Origin of the sequence: Burkholderia diffusa, assembly GCF_001718315.1 — a bacterium.
Lineage (GTDB): Bacteria > Pseudomonadota > Gammaproteobacteria > Burkholderiales > Burkholderiaceae > Burkholderia > Burkholderia diffusa_B.
In genome coordinates this window covers 1,274,683-1,290,969 of sequence record NZ_CP013362.1, presented here as the reverse complement: position 1 = coordinate 1,290,969, position 16,287 = coordinate 1,274,683, and the positions used below count along the sequence as shown (strand labels likewise).

The 16,287-nt window shown below is 66.2% G+C and carries 15 protein-coding genes; 4 read left to right on the top strand and 11 right to left on the bottom strand.

Translation table 11 applies throughout. The features are described 5' to 3' along the window. Nucleotides 1-44 precede the first annotated feature (44 nt). The 8 genes from WI26_RS05945 to gloB all read right to left on the bottom strand — a co-directional run bounded on the left by WI26_RS05945 (nucleotide 45) and on the right by gloB (nucleotide 10,569). A complete protein-coding gene (locus tag WI26_RS05945) occupies nucleotides 45-503 on the bottom strand; it encodes a DUF4149 domain-containing protein (protein WP_069225447.1) in 459 nt (152 codons plus the stop codon). A gap of 14 nt (nucleotides 504-517) precedes the next feature. Then, a complete protein-coding gene (greA, locus tag WI26_RS05940) occupies nucleotides 518-994 on the bottom strand; it encodes a transcription elongation factor GreA (RefSeq protein WP_021163362.1) in 477 nt (158 codons plus the stop codon). Nucleotides 995-1,112: 118 nt separating this feature from the next. Next, entirely contained in the window at nucleotides 1,113-4,367 is a 3,255-nt protein-coding gene (carB, locus tag WI26_RS05935) for a carbamoyl-phosphate synthase large subunit (protein WP_069225446.1), read from the bottom strand. A 60-nt stretch (nucleotides 4,368-4,427) separates the two neighbouring features. Further along, nucleotides 4,428-5,099, bottom strand: coding sequence for a leucine efflux protein LeuE (gene leuE, locus WI26_RS05930; protein ID WP_059540192.1), 672 nt, complete (start codon nucleotides 5,097-5,099; stop codon nucleotides 4,428-4,430). 37 nt (nucleotides 5,100-5,136) lie between these two features. Next, nucleotides 5,137-6,282 (bottom strand): glutamine-hydrolyzing carbamoyl-phosphate synthase small subunit, encoded by a 1,146-nt coding sequence (gene carA, locus WI26_RS05925; RefSeq protein WP_069225445.1) that lies wholly within the window; start codon nucleotides 6,280-6,282, stop codon nucleotides 5,137-5,139. 362 nt (nucleotides 6,283-6,644) lie between these two features. Beyond that, a complete protein-coding gene (locus WI26_RS05920) occupies nucleotides 6,645-7,877 on the bottom strand; it encodes an MFS transporter (RefSeq protein WP_069225444.1) in 1,233 nt (410 codons plus the stop codon). A 159-nt stretch (nucleotides 7,878-8,036) separates the two neighbouring features. Continuing rightward, the gene (locus tag WI26_RS05915; protein WP_069225443.1) at nucleotides 8,037-9,611 is read right to left on the bottom strand and encodes a transglycosylase SLT domain-containing protein; all 1,575 of its coding nucleotides are present in this window, start codon (nucleotides 9,609-9,611) and stop codon (nucleotides 8,037-8,039) included. A gap of 151 nt (nucleotides 9,612-9,762) precedes the next feature. Beyond that, nucleotides 9,763-10,569, bottom strand: coding sequence for a hydroxyacylglutathione hydrolase (gene gloB, locus WI26_RS05910; RefSeq protein ID WP_069225442.1), 807 nt, complete (start codon nucleotides 10,567-10,569; stop codon nucleotides 9,763-9,765). 18 nt (nucleotides 10,570-10,587) lie between these two features. Between gloB and WI26_RS05905 the strand changes: the two genes are divergently transcribed. From WI26_RS05905 to dnaQ, 3 genes are read left to right on the top strand one after another with little or no spacing between them, the layout of a single operon-like run. Then, on the top strand, nucleotides 10,588-11,400 hold the full coding sequence (locus WI26_RS05905; RefSeq protein ID WP_059465586.1) for a class I SAM-dependent methyltransferase: 813 nt from the start codon (nucleotides 10,588-10,590) through the stop codon (nucleotides 11,398-11,400). Next, nucleotides 11,397-11,840 (top strand): ribonuclease HI, encoded by a 444-nt coding sequence (gene rnhA, locus WI26_RS05900; protein ID WP_059540188.1) that lies wholly within the window; start codon nucleotides 11,397-11,399, stop codon nucleotides 11,838-11,840. The genes WI26_RS05905 and rnhA overlap by 4 nt, the downstream gene beginning before the upstream one ends. Nucleotides 11,841-11,878: 38 nt before the next feature. Continuing rightward, complete coding sequence (gene dnaQ / locus WI26_RS05895) at nucleotides 11,879-12,613, top strand: DNA polymerase III subunit epsilon (protein ID WP_059465584.1); 735 nt, start codon at nucleotides 11,879-11,881, stop codon at nucleotides 12,611-12,613. Nucleotides 12,614-12,647: 34 nt separating this feature from the next. Here dnaQ and WI26_RS05890 read toward each other — a convergent pair whose 3' ends face one another. Next, the gene (locus WI26_RS05890) at nucleotides 12,648-12,980 is read right to left on the bottom strand and encodes a YnfA family protein (RefSeq protein WP_060102980.1); all 333 of its coding nucleotides are present in this window, start codon (nucleotides 12,978-12,980) and stop codon (nucleotides 12,648-12,650) included. A gap of 538 nt (nucleotides 12,981-13,518) precedes the next feature. Here WI26_RS05890 and proP point away from each other — a divergent pair. Further along, on the top strand, nucleotides 13,519-15,003 hold the full coding sequence (gene proP / locus WI26_RS05885) for a glycine betaine/L-proline transporter ProP (protein ID WP_069225441.1): 1,485 nt from the start codon (nucleotides 13,519-13,521) through the stop codon (nucleotides 15,001-15,003). A 109-nt stretch (nucleotides 15,004-15,112) separates the two neighbouring features. Here the strand turns inward: proP and WI26_RS05880 are convergent, their stop codons facing one another. After that, nucleotides 15,113-15,310, bottom strand: a complete 198-nt coding sequence (locus tag WI26_RS05880) for a hypothetical protein (RefSeq protein ID WP_044844954.1) — start codon at nucleotides 15,308-15,310, stop codon at nucleotides 15,113-15,115. A 343-nt stretch (nucleotides 15,311-15,653) separates the two neighbouring features. Then, a complete protein-coding gene (locus tag WI26_RS05875) occupies nucleotides 15,654-16,283 on the bottom strand; it encodes a glutathione S-transferase (protein WP_069225440.1) in 630 nt (209 codons plus the stop codon). Nucleotides 16,284-16,287 lie beyond the last annotated feature (4 nt).

Below are 16,287 nucleotides of genomic sequence, written 5' to 3'. Positions count from 1 at the left end.
GTACCCCGTGCCGCCCTGCCGGTGCGACGCTCAGGCCTTCAGGCTCAGGCGTCTTGCGCCGGCAGACGCCAGATCAGCATCAGCCCCAGCACGCTCTCGACGAGATAGAACAGGCTCGAGATGCCGTGCAGCATCCCGAAGCGGCTCGCATACGGCGAGTTCGCGATATCGGTGCCCGCATCCATCGCGGCCACCCGCAGCGCGTTCATGAACGGCTGCAGCGCAAAATACCCGACCAGCACGCACACGACCATCGCCGCGACGATCCAGCGCACGCGCCGGTAATCGCCGCTGCCGCGCCGCACCTGCTGGTTCGACAGCGCGAGCAACAACACGCCGCATACGACACCGAGGATCGCCTCGATGCGGAACAACTGGGCGGCAACCGAGCCGGCCGTCATCCGCTCCAGCGTCCTGAACAGCACGGGCGCGACCGCATACCCGATCGTCAGCAGGCTGCCGACCCACACGGCCGACAGCAGACGGAACACGCGATGCGGCATCACGTCGCCCCGCTTCAGATGTAGCTGACCGAGATGATTTCGTATTCGCGCACGCCGCTCGGCGCCTGCACGGCCGCGACGTCGCCTTCGGACTTGCCGATCAACGCGCGCGCGATCGGCGAACTGACCGAGATCAGGCCGTGATCGATGTCGGCTTCGTCGTCGCCGACGATCTGGTACTTGACGGTGTCGCCCGACTCGAGATCCTCGAGTTCGACCGTCGACGCGAAGACCACGCGGCCTTCGGCGTCGAGCACGGTGGGATCGATGACCTGTGCGGCCGACAGTTTCGACTCGATTTCCGCGATGCGACCCTCGATGAAGCCCTGCTTTTCTTTCGCAGCGTCGTATTCGGCGTTTTCGGACAGATCGCCCTGTGCGCGGGCCTCCGCGATCGCGTTGATCACGGCCGGCCGCTCGACGGACTTGAGGCGCTGCAATTCATCGCGCAGTTGCTCTGCGCCACGCTTTGTCAACGGAATGGTGCTCATAAACGGCTCAATCGCTAAAAACGGCTATAAAAAAAATCACCGCGATTAAGCGCATTTCCGGCGAACCGGAAACACCGCTTAATCGCGGCACGTGTTGCTTCGACAGGAAACTGACCGCTTAGTTTAGGCGAGCGTGAAGACCTTGTAAATCATAGACTTCCAGATCCTTCAGGTAGCGCAAGCCTTCGACGGCCGCGCGCGCGCCCGACATCGTCGTGTAGTACGTGACCTTGTGCGCCTGCGCGCTCATGCGGATCGAACGCGAATCGGCGATCGCCTGGCGCGTCTCGTCGACCGTCGTGAACACGAGTGCGATCTCGCCGTTCTTGATCATGTCGACGATGTGCGGACGGCCGTCCTTCACCTTGTTGACGACCTTCACCGGCACGCCGGCCGCTTCGATCGCGGCAGCCGTGCCCTTGGTCGCGACGATCGGGTAGCCGAGGTCGTGCAGCATGCGCGCGACTTCGACGGCCTTCGGCTTGTCGGCGTCCATCACGGTCAGCAGCACCGTGCCCGACTCCGGCAGGCGCGAGCCCGCTGCGAGCTGCGACTTGAACAGCGCCTCGCCGAACGTCCGGCCGACGCCCATCACTTCGCCGGTCGAACGCATTTCGGGTCCGAGAACCGGGTCGACGGTCGGGAACTTGACGAACGGGAACACCGCTTCCTTCACGCTGAAGTACGGCGGCTCGACTTCCTTCGTCACGCCCTGCTGCGCGAGCTTCTGGCCGACCATCGCGCGCGCCGCGATCTTCGCGAGCGGCAGGCTGGTCGCCTTCGACACGTACGGCACCGTGCGCGATGCGCGCGGGTTCACTTCGAGCACGTAGATGATGTCCTGCTTCGAGCCGTCCGCCTGCGGCACCTGCTGGATCGCGAACTGCACGTTCATCAGGCCGACCACGTTCAGCGCCTTCGCCATCGCGCCGGTCTGGCGCTTCAGCTCGGCAACGGTTTCCTTCGACAGCGAGTACGGCGGCAGCGAGCATGCCGAGTCGCCCGAGTGGACACCCGCCTGCTCGATGTGCTCCATCACGCCGCCGATGAACACCGACTCGCCGTCGCAGATGCAGTCGACGTCACACTCGATCGCATCGTTCAGGAAGCGGTCGAGCAGCACCGGCGAATCGTTCGATACCTTCACGGCCTCGCGCATGTAGCGCTCGAGGTCGCGCGGCTCGTGGACGATTTCCATCGCGCGGCCGCCCAGCACGTACGACGGGCGTACGACGAGCGGGTAGCCGATTTCGGCCGCCAGCGCGAGCGCTTCTTCTTCGGCGCGTGCGGTGCGGTTCGGCGGCTGGCGCAGGCCGAGGTCCTGCAGCAGCTTCTGGAAACGCTCGCGGTCTTCGGCAGCATCGATCATGTCCGGCGACGTGCCGATGATCGGCACACCGTGCGCCTCGAGGTCGAGCGCGAGCTTAAGCGGCGTCTGGCCGCCGTACTGGACGATCACGCCGACCGGCTTTTCCTTGTCGACGATCTCGAGCACGTCTTCCAGCGTCAGCGGCTCGAAGTACAGGCGGTCGGATGTGTCATAGTCGGTCGACACCGTTTCCGGGTTGCAGTTGACCATGATCGTTTCGTAGCCGTCCTCGCGCATCGCGAGCGCCGCGTGCACGCAGCAGTAGTCGAACTCGATGCCCTGGCCGATCCGGTTCGGGCCACCGCCCAGCACCATGATCTTCTTGTTGGTGGTCGGCTGCGCCTCGCACTCTTCCTCGTAGGTCGAGTACATGTAGGCCGTCTTGGTCGCGAACTCGGCCGCGCAGGTGTCGACGCGCTTGTAGACCGGGCGCACGTTCAGTTCGACGCGGCGGCGGCGGACGTCTTCCGGCGTCGCGCCGAGCAGCTTCGCGAGGCGGCGGTCGGAGAAGCCGCTCTGCTTCAGGAAGCGCAACTCGTCGAACGTCAGCGATGCGAGCGTGCGGCCCGACAGCGCCTTTTCCTTCAGGATGATCTGCTCGATCTGTTCGAGGAACCACGGATCGATCGCCGTTTCCGCGAAGATTTCCTCGGCCGTCATGCCGATGCGGAATGCATCGCCGACGTACCAGATGCGGTCCGGGCCCGGCTCGTGGATCTCGATCGCGATCTCGTCGCGGTCGGTCGACTTCTCGTCGAGACCGTCGACGCCGACTTCGAGACCGCGCAGCGCCTTCTGGAACGATTCCTGGAACGTGCGGCCGATCGCCATCACTTCGCCGACCGACTTCATCTGCGTGGTCAGGCGCGAATCGGCTTCACGGAACTTCTCGAACGCGAAACGCGGGATCTTCGTGACGACGTAGTCGATCGTCGGCTCGAACGATGCCGGCGTCTGGCCGCCGGTGATTTCGTTCTTCAGCTCGTCAAGCGTGTAGCCGACCGCCAGCTTCGCAGCGACCTTCGCGATCGGGAAGCCGGTCGCCTTCGACGCGAGCGCGGACGAACGCGACACGCGCGGGTTCATCTCGATGACGACCATGCGGCCGTCTTTCGGGTTGATCGAGAACTGCACGTTCGAGCCGCCGGTGTCGACGCCGATCTCGCGCAGCACCGCGAGCGATGCGTTGCGCAGGATCTGGTATTCCTTGTCGGTGAGCGTCTGCGCCGGCGCAACCGTGATCGAGTCGCCGGTGTGCACGCCCATCGGGTCGAGGTTTTCGATCGAGCAGACGATGATGCAGTTGTCGGCGCGGTCGCGCACGACTTCCATCTCGTATTCCTTCCAGCCGAGCAGCGACTCTTCGATCAGCAGTTCACGCGTGGGCGACAGGTCGAGGCCGCGCTTGCAGATCTCCTCGAATTCCTCGCGGTTGTATGCGATGCCGCCGCCCGAGCCGCCGAGCGTGAACGACGGGCGAATCACGACCGGGTAGCCGCTGCCGCCGGTGCCGGCCATGATTTCGGCATGCACCTGGGTCGCTTCTTCCATCGAATGCGCGATGCCCGACTTCGCGGAGCCGAGACCGATCTTGGTCATCGCTTCCTTGAACTTCTGGCGGTCTTCCGCCTTGTCGATCGCTTCCGGCGACGCACCGATCAGTTCGACACCGAACTTCTCGAGCACGCCGTGGTGGTGCAGGTCGAGCGCGCAGTTCAGCGCGGTCTGGCCGCCCATCGTCGGCAGGATCGCGTCCGGGCGCTCCTTCTCGATGATGCGGGCGACGACTTCCCACGTGATCGGCTCGATGTAGGTGACGTCGGCCGTGTTGGGGTCGGTCATGATCGTCGCCGGATTGCTGTTCACGAGGACGACCTTGTAGCCCTCTTCACGCAGCGCCTTGCAAGCCTGCGCGCCCGAATAGTCGAACTCGCAAGCCTGGCCGATGATGATCGGGCCGGCGCCGATGATGAGGATGCTTTTGATGTCTGTGCGTTTTGGCATGGCTTGTGAATTCAGTAAGTAATCTTTGTCGTGGCGATGTCGCGGAATCGGCGGCTGCGCTCAGCTCATGGTGGCCAGCGCGAGCTTCACCGAGAAGCCGATGAACAGGCCACCCACGCTGCTCGCCGCACCCGCCGCGAGCTTGCGGCGTCGGCGGAAATGCTCGGCGAGCCGTGCGCCCGCGAAGATCAGCGTGCTCAGGTACAGGAAGCTCGCGCATTGCGCGATCGCCCCGAGCACGACGAACGACAGCGCGGGATGCGGGAATGCCGGGTCGACGAACTGGATGAAGAACGAGATGAAGAACAGGATCGCCTTCGGATTCAGGAGGCTCACGATCAGCGCCTTGCGGAACGGCTTGTCGAAGGACCGCTCGCCGTCGACCGCACGCGGCGCATCGGCCGGTGCATCGGCGCGCGCGCGCAGCTTCTGCCACGCGCCGCGCAGCATCCCGGCACCGATGTACAGCAGGTACGCGGCACCGCCGTACTTGACGACGGAGAACAGCAGCGGGTTCGCCTTCAGCAGCGACGCGACGCCCGCGGCGGACAGCACCATCAGCACCGTGTCGCCGAGGAACACGCCGCAGGCCGCGCGATAGCCGGCCTTCACGCCGCGCTGCGCCGCGAGCGACAGCACGTACATCGAGTTCGGCCCCGGCAGCAGGACGATGAAGATCACGCCGAACACGTAGGTCCAGATATCCGTGATGCCGAGTGCGTGGCCGAACATGATGCGAATCTCCCGTTCTTCGATTGCTTCAGTTGCGTCAGGCGGTGCGCTGCTTCGCCGCGTCCATCAGTGCGGTGAAACGGTCGAACAGATACGCGATGTCGTGCGGGCCGGGCGACGCTTCCGGGTGGCCCTGGAAGCAGAATGCCGGCTTGTCGGTCAGCTCGAAGCCCTGCAGCGTGCCGTCGAACAGCGACACGTGCGTCACGCGCGCGTTGGCCGGCAGCGAATTCGCGTCGACCGCGAAACCGTGGTTCTGCGACGTGATCACGACGCGACCGTCGCCGAGATCCTTCACCGGATGGTTCGCGCCGTGGTGGCCCGTCTTCATCTTCAACGTCTTCGCGCCGACCGCGAGGCCCATGATCTGGTGACCGAGGCAGATGCCGAAGGTCGGCACGCCGCGCTCGATGAATTCCCGGGCTGCCGCGATCGCGTAGTCGCACGGCTCCGGGTCGCCCGGGCCGTTCGACAGGAAGATGCCGTCCGGATTCAGCGCGAGCGCGTCGGCAGCACTCGCCTCGGCCGGCAGCACCGTCACGTGGCAACCGCGCTCCGCGAGCATGCGCAGGATGTTGTACTTGACGCCGAAGTCGTACGCGACGACGCGGTACTTCGGGGCTTCCTGCATGCCGTAACCGCTGCCGAGGCGCCATTCGGTCTGCTTCCACTCGAACGGCTTCGTGGTCGACACGACCTTCGCGAGATCCATGCCCGCGAGGCCCGGAAACGAGCGCGCGAGTTCGATCGCCTTCGCCTCGTCATTCGAGCCGGCCAGGATGCAGCCGTTCTGCGCGCCCTTGTCGCGCAGGATACGGGTCAGCTTGCGGGTATCGATGCCGGCGATCGCGACGACGCCTTCGTCGCGCAGGTAGTCGCCGAGCGTGCGGTCCATGCGGAAGTTCGATGCGAGCGTAGGCAGATCACGGATGATCAGGCCGGCGGCATGGACTTTCGTGGCTTCGACGTCTTCGGCGTTGACGCCGACGTTGCCGATATGCGGGTAGGTGAGCGTGACGATCTGACGCGCGTAGCTCGGATCAGTCAGGATTTCCTGATAGCCGGTAATCGCGGTGTTGAACACGACTTCACCGATCGTGTGGCCTTCGGCCCCGATCGAATAACCACGAAAGACCGTGCCGTCGGCGAGTGCAAGCAAGGCGGGAGAAAAAGACGGCAACACGGGAGGCTCCTTGGGGAACACCCTGCTGCCGACCTGTTTACCCTGCCGCGCGAGCGCCGCGCTGCGTAGGCGCGCGGAGTCGCTCGCTGGACGCGACCTGCGGTGTCGGCACGCGAACCCGGCGCGTGGCGCACGAGGCTTCGCGGCATCGCCCGACAGGCGGCGTGCGGCGGATGAACGGGATAAGTGAGGTAGGCGCTAGGGTGCGAGGTTGATCAGCACAAACTTTCAAATTATAGCCCGAAAATGGCCTTATCTTCAATCGACATGGCCGTCCGATCGCGCATATGGCGCGCGCGATGCCACGGCATCGCGCGCGCCACGTCTTGCTGCGGCCCCGTTTTCGGCAGCCGCCCTACCCGTCAGCGTACCGCCGGATCAACGTGCTTGCCAGCACTGCGCGCGGGCCAGACGTACCAGACCGCGCTCGCGAGCTGCAGCACGAGCAGCACGCTCCACGCGGTGACGTGCGCGGCAGCCGGGTAATGGCCGTCGACGGCCGGCCAGTGCGACAGCACCGCGCCGATACCGATCTGGAACGCAAAGATCAGCACAAAGATCACAAGCGTCAGCGTCGTATTCGCGCGGCCGATCAGATGGGCCGGGAAGTGCCGGGCCAGGACCGCATAAGTCAGGATTCCGACGCCGCCGAACATCCCGTAGGCCGCCCACAGCACAGCCGGCGACAGCGCAACGCGCGCGACGATCGCGGCCTGCGTGATAACGAACAACGCCATGCCGACGCCGCAGAACGCCTGGACGGACACGCCGCGGCGCTCGAGCACGCGCGCCGCCGCGCCGAAACCGACGCAGCCGGTCATCATCGCAAAGCCGAGCACCGACACGAGTCGCGCGGCGTGCTGCGCATCGAATCCGGCGACGTCGCGCAGGTACGGACCGACCCACAGTGACTGCATCGCATAGAACACGCCCTGCGTGACGATCGAGAACGACGAGATCTTCCAGAACGCGCGGCTGCCGAGGATGTGCCACGTGCCCTTGAACTGGCTGACGAGTCCGCCCTGATGGCGCGGCTGCTCGGCTTCCGGCGCGCCGAAGCCGATCGCGGCCGCGACGACGATCGTCAGCACCGCGAGGCCACCGCAGATCACACGCCAGTTCGTCATCCCGAGGAGCCAGGTCAGCGGCGAGCCAACCGCGACGCCGCCCAGGCCGCCGACGGCCATCACGAGGCCGTTGACAAGCGGCAGCCGGCCGACCGGAAAATGCTGTGCAAGCGCCTTGAACGCCGCACCGAGACACACCGATACACCGACGCCAATCAGCAGCCGCCCCGCCATCATCGTGTCGAGGTCGTGCGCGACGCCGAACACCGCGGCACCAGCGGCCGCGAACAGCAGCATCCCGGCCGCCACGCGGCGCGGGCCAAAATGGTCGAGCAGGACGCCGGCCGGAATCTGCGCGCCGGCAAAGCCAAGGAAATAGAGACTGGTGAGCAGCCCGAGATCGGCGGCCGAGAGCCCGAGCTCGTGCGTGACAAACGGCGCGAAGCCGAGATTGACGCCGCGGAACACATACGACACGAAATATCCGAGCGCAAACAGCGCGAGCACCCTCACCTGCACCGACGACATCGTTCCTCCCTTGTGAGCGCGGCCCCACGAAGCAGCGGCCTCGCAGCTAGGCACAAACGAAAACGCCGTCACCTCGGTGACGGCGTTCCTTCGCGTTTCGTCGGATGATAACGCAAGCGCGCGGTCCTGCCGGACCGCCGCGCCGCGGTCGCGACCGCGTTACTTCTTCTTGCCCTTGTGTGCAACAGCCTTGGCCGGCGCCGCCTTCGCAGGAGCAGACTTCGTCGCGCGAGCCACCGGCTTCGCGGAACCGTGCTTCGCGCCACGCGACTTGCCGCCGACGGACAGGCTTGCGCGCTCGATATGCGCGCCGGCAGTCGACGTCGCGATCCGCTCCGGACCCGGCTCCGCCGGCACCGCGCGACCGACCGGCACGTGCAGCACGAGCGCCTGGCCCGGCATCGCGAGATCGCGATGCGTGCGGTTCCATGCCTTCAGCTGGCCGACCGACACGCCGTAGCGGCCGGCAATCGCCGCCATCGACTGCTTGCGGCGCACGCGAATCAGCATCTTGCGCGTGTCGGGCACGTCGGGCTCCATCGCGAGCACGCCGTTTTCCGCGACGTCCGCACTGATGTCCTCGTCATCGTCATCGCCGCGCGGCACGACGATCGTCGAGCCCGGCTTCAGGCGCATGCCGGCGGGAATCTTGTTGACCGACATCAGCGTATCGGCATCGACGCCGATCTTCTCGGCGATCGCGGCCGGGCGCGCGCGCTCGCTGACCGTATAGGTGGTCCACGTCGACAGTTGGCCGCTGTAGGCCTTCAGGTTCTTCTCGAACGCTGCCGCGTTGTCGAACGGCAGCAGGATCTGCGGCTCGGTCGCGCCCAGGATCACCGGCTTCGAGAACGAAGGGTTCAGCGAACGGAACTCGTCGAGCGACAGGTTCGCGAGCTTCGCGGCTACCGCCACGTCGATGTCGCGCGACGTCGTGACCGTCACGAAATACGGGTGGTTCGGGATCTCCGGCAGCGTCAGGCCGAACTGCTGAGGATTCGCGATGATGTTCTTCACCGCCTGCAGCTTCGGCACGTAGTTGCGCGTCTCGTTCGGCATCCGCAGGCTCTGGTAGTCGGTCGGCAGGCCGGCCGCCTGATTGCGCGCAATCGCACGCTGCACGTTGCCCTCGCCCCAGTTGTATGCGGCCAGCGCCAGATACCAGTCGCCGAACATGTCATGCAGGCGCGACAGGTAATCGAGCGCGGCGCTCGTCGACGCGAGCACGTCGCGGCGCTCGTCCTGCCACATGTTGCGCTTCAGGTTGTACGTGCGGCCCGTGCCCGGCATGAACTGCCACATGCCGGCCGCCTTCGCGACCGACAGCGCCTGCGGGTTGAACGCGGATTCGATGAACGGCAGCAGCGCGAGCTCGGTCGGCATATGGCGCGCCTCGAGTTCCTCGACGATGTGATACAGGTACTTCTGCGAGCGCTCGGTCATGCGCTGCACGTACTCGGGACGTTGCGTGTACCAGGTCGTCTGCATGTCGACGAGGTCGCTCTGCAGGTCGGGCATCTGGAAGCCGCGACGGATGCGGCCCCAGAGATCGGAGTCGGCACTGGTCAGGTCGCCGACGGATTGTTTGTCGACGTCGACAGTTTCTTTGGCGGTGGCTGATTTACGGAGGTAGTTGGACGCCGCCTGTGAATCGGCGGCGTTGTTGGCGACAGGAGCCTGGCTCGCGCAAGCGGCGAGCAGCAGGACCACCATCGCACTCAATATAAGTCGCATGAAAATCTCGGCTTCCGACGGCTGGAAATTGCTGGCGATACTACGGAAGTGCGTGCTTCACGTCAATAAAAACACCGAAAACTCAGCCAAATCCTACATTTGGAGCAATTTTTACAGACTCCGCTTGAGCTTTGGAGTCCTCCGGAAATCGTCATCGGAACCGGTTTTTCCACTCGCGCATCAGCGTGAATGCCGCCAGGCGATCCGGCACCGTTTCGTGCAACTCGGCCGCGAGCGTCGCATGGATGGCCGCGCTGTCCGACCGCATGAACGGGTTAACGGCGCGTTCGTGCGCGATCGTAGTGGGCAGCGTCGGCACGCCTCGCGCGCGCAGTGCCTGTGCGTCGTCGCGCCAGGCGGCGAGCGCCGCATTGCCTGGTTCGCACGCGAGTGCGAAGCGAATGTTGGACAGCGTGTATTCGTGTGCGCAATGCACGCGAGTGTCGCCGGGCAGCGCCGCGAGCGCGTCGAGCGACGCGAGCATCTGCGCGGGCGTGCCCTCGAACAGGCGGCCGCAGCCGCACGAGAACAGTGTGTCGCCGCAGAACACATGAGGGGCGGCGGCGCCCTGCCCGGCCGCCTGAAAATAGGCGATGTGACCGCGTGTATGCCCGGGCACGTCGAGCACGTCGAACGTGAGCGCCGGTGCGACGAGCGTCACGCGATCACCGCCCGCGAGCGGCCGCGTGACCACGCTGATCGCCTCGGCCGCAGGGCCGAACACGACCAGCGGCGCATCGTCCGGTTGGCCATCGCGCAGCGCGGCGACACCGCCGACATGGTCGGCGTGATGGTGCGTGAGTAAAATAGCGGTCAACCGCCAGCCGCGTTCGGCAAGAACACGGCGTACGGGTGCGGCTTCACCCGGATCGACGGCGATCGCATCGCGGCCGTCCGAGACGAGCCAGATATAGTTGTCTTCGAATGCCGGAACCGGCACGTATTCCAGCTCGTTCATGGGCGCGCAATCATCGTTATGTCCGATCGTCAAATTATAGACTGGCCCGCCTGGACCGACTCGCCGCCCGGCCGCTACGTGCTGGGCTGGGAGCAGGCACAGCTCGACCGGATCGTGTCCGACGTCTTCGGGTTTCACGCGCTGCAGCTCGGCCTGCCTCAGCTCGATGCGCTGCGCGAGAACCGCATGCCGTATCGCGGCCTCGTGCTCGACCCGGCAAGCGGCGCGAGCGCGCCCTATCAGTATCCGTGGGCGCGCGAGGCGCACGCGCCCGACCATGCGCCGGCCGGTCGCAGCACGACGTGGTGCGACCTGCTCGACCTGCCGTTCGAGTCGCAAAGCGTCGACCTGATCGTGATGCCGCACACGCTTGAGTTCACGTCCGACCCGCACCGCCTGCTGCGCGAAGCCGAGCGCGTACTGATGCCGGAAGGCCAGCTCGTGATCACCGGCTTCAATTCGCTGAGCCTGTGGGGCATGCGGCAATCGTTCGGGCGCATGGCGAACCGTCCGTTCGTGCCCGCCGCGCGCGACCAGATCGCGTTCATCCGGCTCAAGGACTGGATCAAGCTGCTCGGCTTCGATCTCGAGCGCGGCCGCTTCGGCTGCTACCGGCCGCCGCTCGTCACCGACAAATGGCTTGCCCGCTACGGCTTCATGGAAGCCGCCGGCGACCGCTGGTGGCCGATCTTCGGCGCCGTCTACATGGTCACGGCCGTCAAGCGCGTGCGCGGCATGCGCCTCGTCGGCCCGATCAAGATGAAGAAGCCCGTGCTCGCGCCGGGCCTCACGCCGGCGGCCACCCCAACCACCCATCAAGAACATTCATGACCACCGACACCATCGATATCTACACCGACGGCGCCTGCAAGGGCAATCCCGGCCCCGGCGGCTGGGGCGCACTGTTGCGCTACGGCGACCGCGAAAAGGAGCTGTTCGGCGGCGAGCCCGACACGACCAACAACCGCATGGAACTGATGGGCGTGATCGCCGCGCTCGAGGCGCTGAAGCGGCCGTGCCACGTGATCGTCCATACCGACTCGCAATACGTGCAGAAAGGCATCAGCGAGTGGATCCACGGCTGGAAAAAGAAGGGCTGGGTCACCGCGGCCAGGACGCCAGTGAAGAACGCCGACCTGTGGAAACGGCTCGACGCGCTCGTCGTGCAGCATGAGGTCGAGTGGCGCTGGGTGAAGGGCCACGCGGGCCATCCCGAAAACGAACGCGCGGACGCGCTCGCGAATCGCGGCGTCGAATCGCTCGTGGCCTGAACGCAGGCCGCCCTACAGTCTTTCCCGATTTATCCGACATGCGCCAGATCATTCTCGATACCGAAACCACCGGCCTGAATCCCCGCACGGGCGACCGCCTGATCGAAATCGGCTGCGTCGAGCTGCTGAACCGGCGGCTCACCGGCAACAACCTGCACATCTATGTGAACCCCGAGCGCGACAGTGATCCGGGCGCACTGGCCGTGCACGGCCTGACGACCGAATTCCTGAGCGACAAGCCGAAGTTCGCGGAAGTCGTCGACCAGATCCGCGACTTCGTGAAGGACGCCGAGCTGATCATCCACAACGCGCCGTTCGATCTCGCGTTCCTCGACGCCGAATTCGCGCGGCTCGACCTGCCGCCGTTCACCGAGCATTGCGGCGGCGTGATCGACACGCTCGTGCAGGCCAAGCAGATGTTTCCCGGCAAGCGCAACTCGCTCGACGCGCTGTGCGACCGGTTCGGCATCAGCAACGCACATCGAACGCTGCACGGCGCGTTGCTCGACTCGGAACTGCTCGCCGAGGTCTATCTCGCGATGACGCGCGGCCAGGACAGCCTCGTGATCGACATGCTCGACGACGCAGGCGCCGACGGCGGTGCGGCGAACGGCCAACGCGTGTCGCTCGCGGCGCTCGACCTGCCGGTTCTCGCGGCGAGTGACGACGAACTCGCCGCCCACCAGGCCCAGCTCGACGAACTCGACAAGTCGGTCAAGGGCACCTGCGTGTGGCGCAAGTCGGCGGACGCAGACGCCGCCGAAGCCGCCTGACGCGGCATCACGCGCCTGCCGCCTGCAGCCGCGCTCACGCGCGCGGCTGCAGCGCGATGACGGCCATCCCGCCGAGCGCGAGCACCGCGCCTGCCACATCCCAGCGGGACAGCGCGATGCCGTCGACCACCCGCAGCCAGATCAGCGCCACCGCGATATACACGCCGCCGTACGCCGCATAGGTGCGCCCCGCCGCGCTCGGATGCAGCGTCAGCAGCCACGCGAACAACGCGAGCGACAGCGCGGCCGGCACCAGCAGCCACGCGGGCCGGCCGCCCTTCAGCACGAGCCATGGCAGGTAGCAGCCGACGATTTCGGCCAGTGCAGTAACGGCGAACAGCGCCGCGATCCTGATCAATTCGGTCATCCGGTTCCTCGCAGATTCACCCCGCCCGGTAGGGCTGCGCGACCCCGCCGCGCGCCGCCGATCATACCGGAGCCGGCCCCGCCGGATCCGCCGTCAGACGGGGATTCCCGGCAATTTGCACGATCGTCTGTCATCGTGCTATCATGTCGCCTGTTTCAACATTCAATCTCTGTCCATTCGATTTCGAAAGAAGTCCGTCCGCGCGTTGCGTGCCGGTGCTTCGACCGAAATTGCATCCACAGGAAAGCCCGCCCGACAGGCCCGCTTTTCTCGTTTCGTTGCCCCTCCGGGGCGCTTGCCGGGACGCCGGACTCCGTCCGCACCGGCATCTGCCGCTCGCATCACGCGGCCCATTCTTCATGAGCGCACCGTCGCGACGGCCCATCGGGCCCGCGTCGAAGCAGTCCATTACGGCCCTTTGCCGCCTCATGCGCAGTATGCGCTTAAATGGCCTGCCCCGACGCGCAGCACACGACATCGCGCTCGCCGGCAAACCGTGTCGGACGGCTCGCCCGTTCCGGCGCAGTCAAAGGAGTGCATGACCTTGACCGCAACACACGTCAGCCCGACCGCTGCTTCTTCCTCCACGTCGTCCGGCGAGGCCCCGCTCGCCGCGGACGACATTACCGTCGTCGACCAGAGCCTGCTCAAGCGCGCCGTCAGCGCGATGGCCATCGGCAATGCGATGGAATGGTTCGACTTCGGCGTCTACAGCTATATCGCCGTCACGCTCGGCAAGGTGTTCTTCCCGTCCAGCAGCCCGTCCGCGCAGCTGCTCGCGACCTTCGGCACGTTCGCCGCCGCATTCCTCGTGCGCCCGCTCGGCGGCATGGTGTTCGGCCCGCTCGGCGACCGCATCGGCCGCCAGCGCGTGCTCGCCGCCACCATGATCATGATGGCCGTCGGCACCTTTGCGATCGGCCTGATCCCCAGCTACACGTCGATCGGCATCATGGCGCCGATACTGCTGCTGGTCGCCCGCCTCGTGCAGGGCTTCTCGACCGGCGGTGAATATGGCGGCGCCGCCACCTTCATCGCCGAGTTCTCGACCGACAAGCGCCGCGGCTTCATGGGCAGCTTCCTCGAGTTCGGCACGCTGATCGGCTATGTGATGGGCGCCGGCGTCGTCGCGCTGCTCACCGCGTCGCTGTCGGAAGAAGCGCTGCTGTCGTGGGGCTGGCGCGTGCCGTTCCTGATCGCGGGCCCGCTCGGCCTGATCGGCCTGTACATCCGGATGAAGCTCGAGGAGACGCCGGCGTTCAAGCGCCAGGCCGACGAGCGCGAAGCGCAGGACAAGGCCGTGCCGAAGGCGCGCTTCCGCGAAACGCTGATGCGCAACTGGCGCGCGCTGCTGCTCTGCGTCGGCCTCGTGCTGATCTTCAACGTGACCGACTACATGGTGCTGTCGTACCTGCCGAGCTTCATGTCGTCGACGCTGCACTTCGACGAATCGCACAGCCTCGTGCTGGTGCTGATCGTGATGGTGCTGATGATGCCGCTGACGCTCGCCGCCGGCCGCCTGTCGGACAGGATCGGCCGCAAGCCCGTGATGCTTGCCGGCTGCGTCGGCCTGCTCGTGCTGTCGATCCCGTCGATGATGATGATCCATGCGGGCACCACCGCGTCGGTGTTCGGCGGCCTGCTGATCCTCGGCGTGCTGCTGTCGTGCTTCACTGGCGTGATGCCGTCGGCGCTGCCGGCGCTGTTTCCGACCGAGATCCGCTACGGCGCGCTCGCGATCGGCTTCAACGTGTCGGTGTCGCTGTTCGGCGGCACGACGCCGCTGATGACCGCATGGCTCGTCGACGTGACCCACAACCTGATGATGCCCGCGTACTACATGATGGGCGCCGCCGTGATCGGCATCGTGTCGGTCGTCGCGCTCGCCGAAACCGCGCGCCAGCCGCTCAAGGGCTCGCCGCCGGCTGTCGCGACGCGCCGCGAGGCGCACCAGCTGGTGCGTCAGATGCGCGAGGACGACGAGGCGGAGATTTACGGCGTCGTGTCGACTGCACGCGCCTGAGCATCGCCCAAGAAAAAGCCCCGGCAAAAGCCGGGGCGCGATCAAATCCGATCCGCCCGACCGGCTTGCGCCGGCCGGGCTTTTTTTCATCTGCCGGGTGGATACGCGATCATGCGTGCGCTTCGCAATGGCGGCAGAAGATCAGCGCCCGCGAACGCGATACCGCTGCCTGCGCACCGCGCGCCGCGACGATCAGGCCAACCTGGCCGAGATTGAAATCGCGCTCGACCATCAGCTGCGTCAACGCGGCAAGCGGCAACACGACGGACGGGTGATACAGACTCGATTCGATCAGCGCTCTCATCATCGGCTCCATCAGGCAATGCATATTCGATGGAGTGGATTCTAGGGAGCGGCCGCAACCGGATAAACAGCGCGAATGCGAAGTCACTTGTCAGCGACGGAGAACAATCGGCGGGGCCAGCTGTGGACGGGATCGAACGGGTGGCGGCCGACGGCGCGGGAACGCAGGACAGAGGATGCGCGACGGGGTCTCACGGCCCCGCGCCGGGCAAAAACGGGCGGCCGTGCGGCCGACGGCGGACGGGTCGATCCGCGCCGGTTGCCGGCACGCGTCCCGGCGGGATCGCTCACCAGTTGCACCGCCCGCCGTCCGCGCGCCTCTCGTGACGACGCGACAGCCGCCGGCTTCAGTCGAGCGGCGTCTCGACAAACGCCGGCAGCGCTTCCGCCCGCGCCGAATGCGCGGCGAGCGCCGGATATCGGGCCGGATCGATCCGCGCGAGCGCCGGGTAATCGGCGGTCATGAATTGCGTGAAACGCCACGCGACGGCGACGGTCACGTCGGACTGCAGCAGGCGCGCGCCGCCGAGCCAGCCATTCGCGGCCGCGACGAGCGGCTCGAGCTCGCCATACGCGGCCTCGATCTGGCCCAGCACGCGCTCGAGCCACGGCGCGTGCTGCTTCTCGGCCGGCCGCAGCGCCTGCTCGTACACCACCTGCACTGTCTTCTCCGCCGCTGCCAGCGCGAATCCGACCGGCACGAGCGTGCGCAGCCGTGCGCCGGCTGTATCGGGCAACAGACGCCGCTCGGGCGCGACGCAATGGTCGAGATAGTCGACGATCAGCGACGAATCGATCAGCGTCGCACCGTCGTCGGTCACGAGGGTCGGCGCCTTCACGACCGGGTTGAATGCCTGGAACCGGTCGAACTGGCGGAACACCGAGATCGACTCGTGTTCGAACGGCAGGTCGAGCAGCTTCGCCGAAATGGCGGCACGGCGCACGAACGGGGAATCCAGCATGCCGATCAGCTTCATCGCG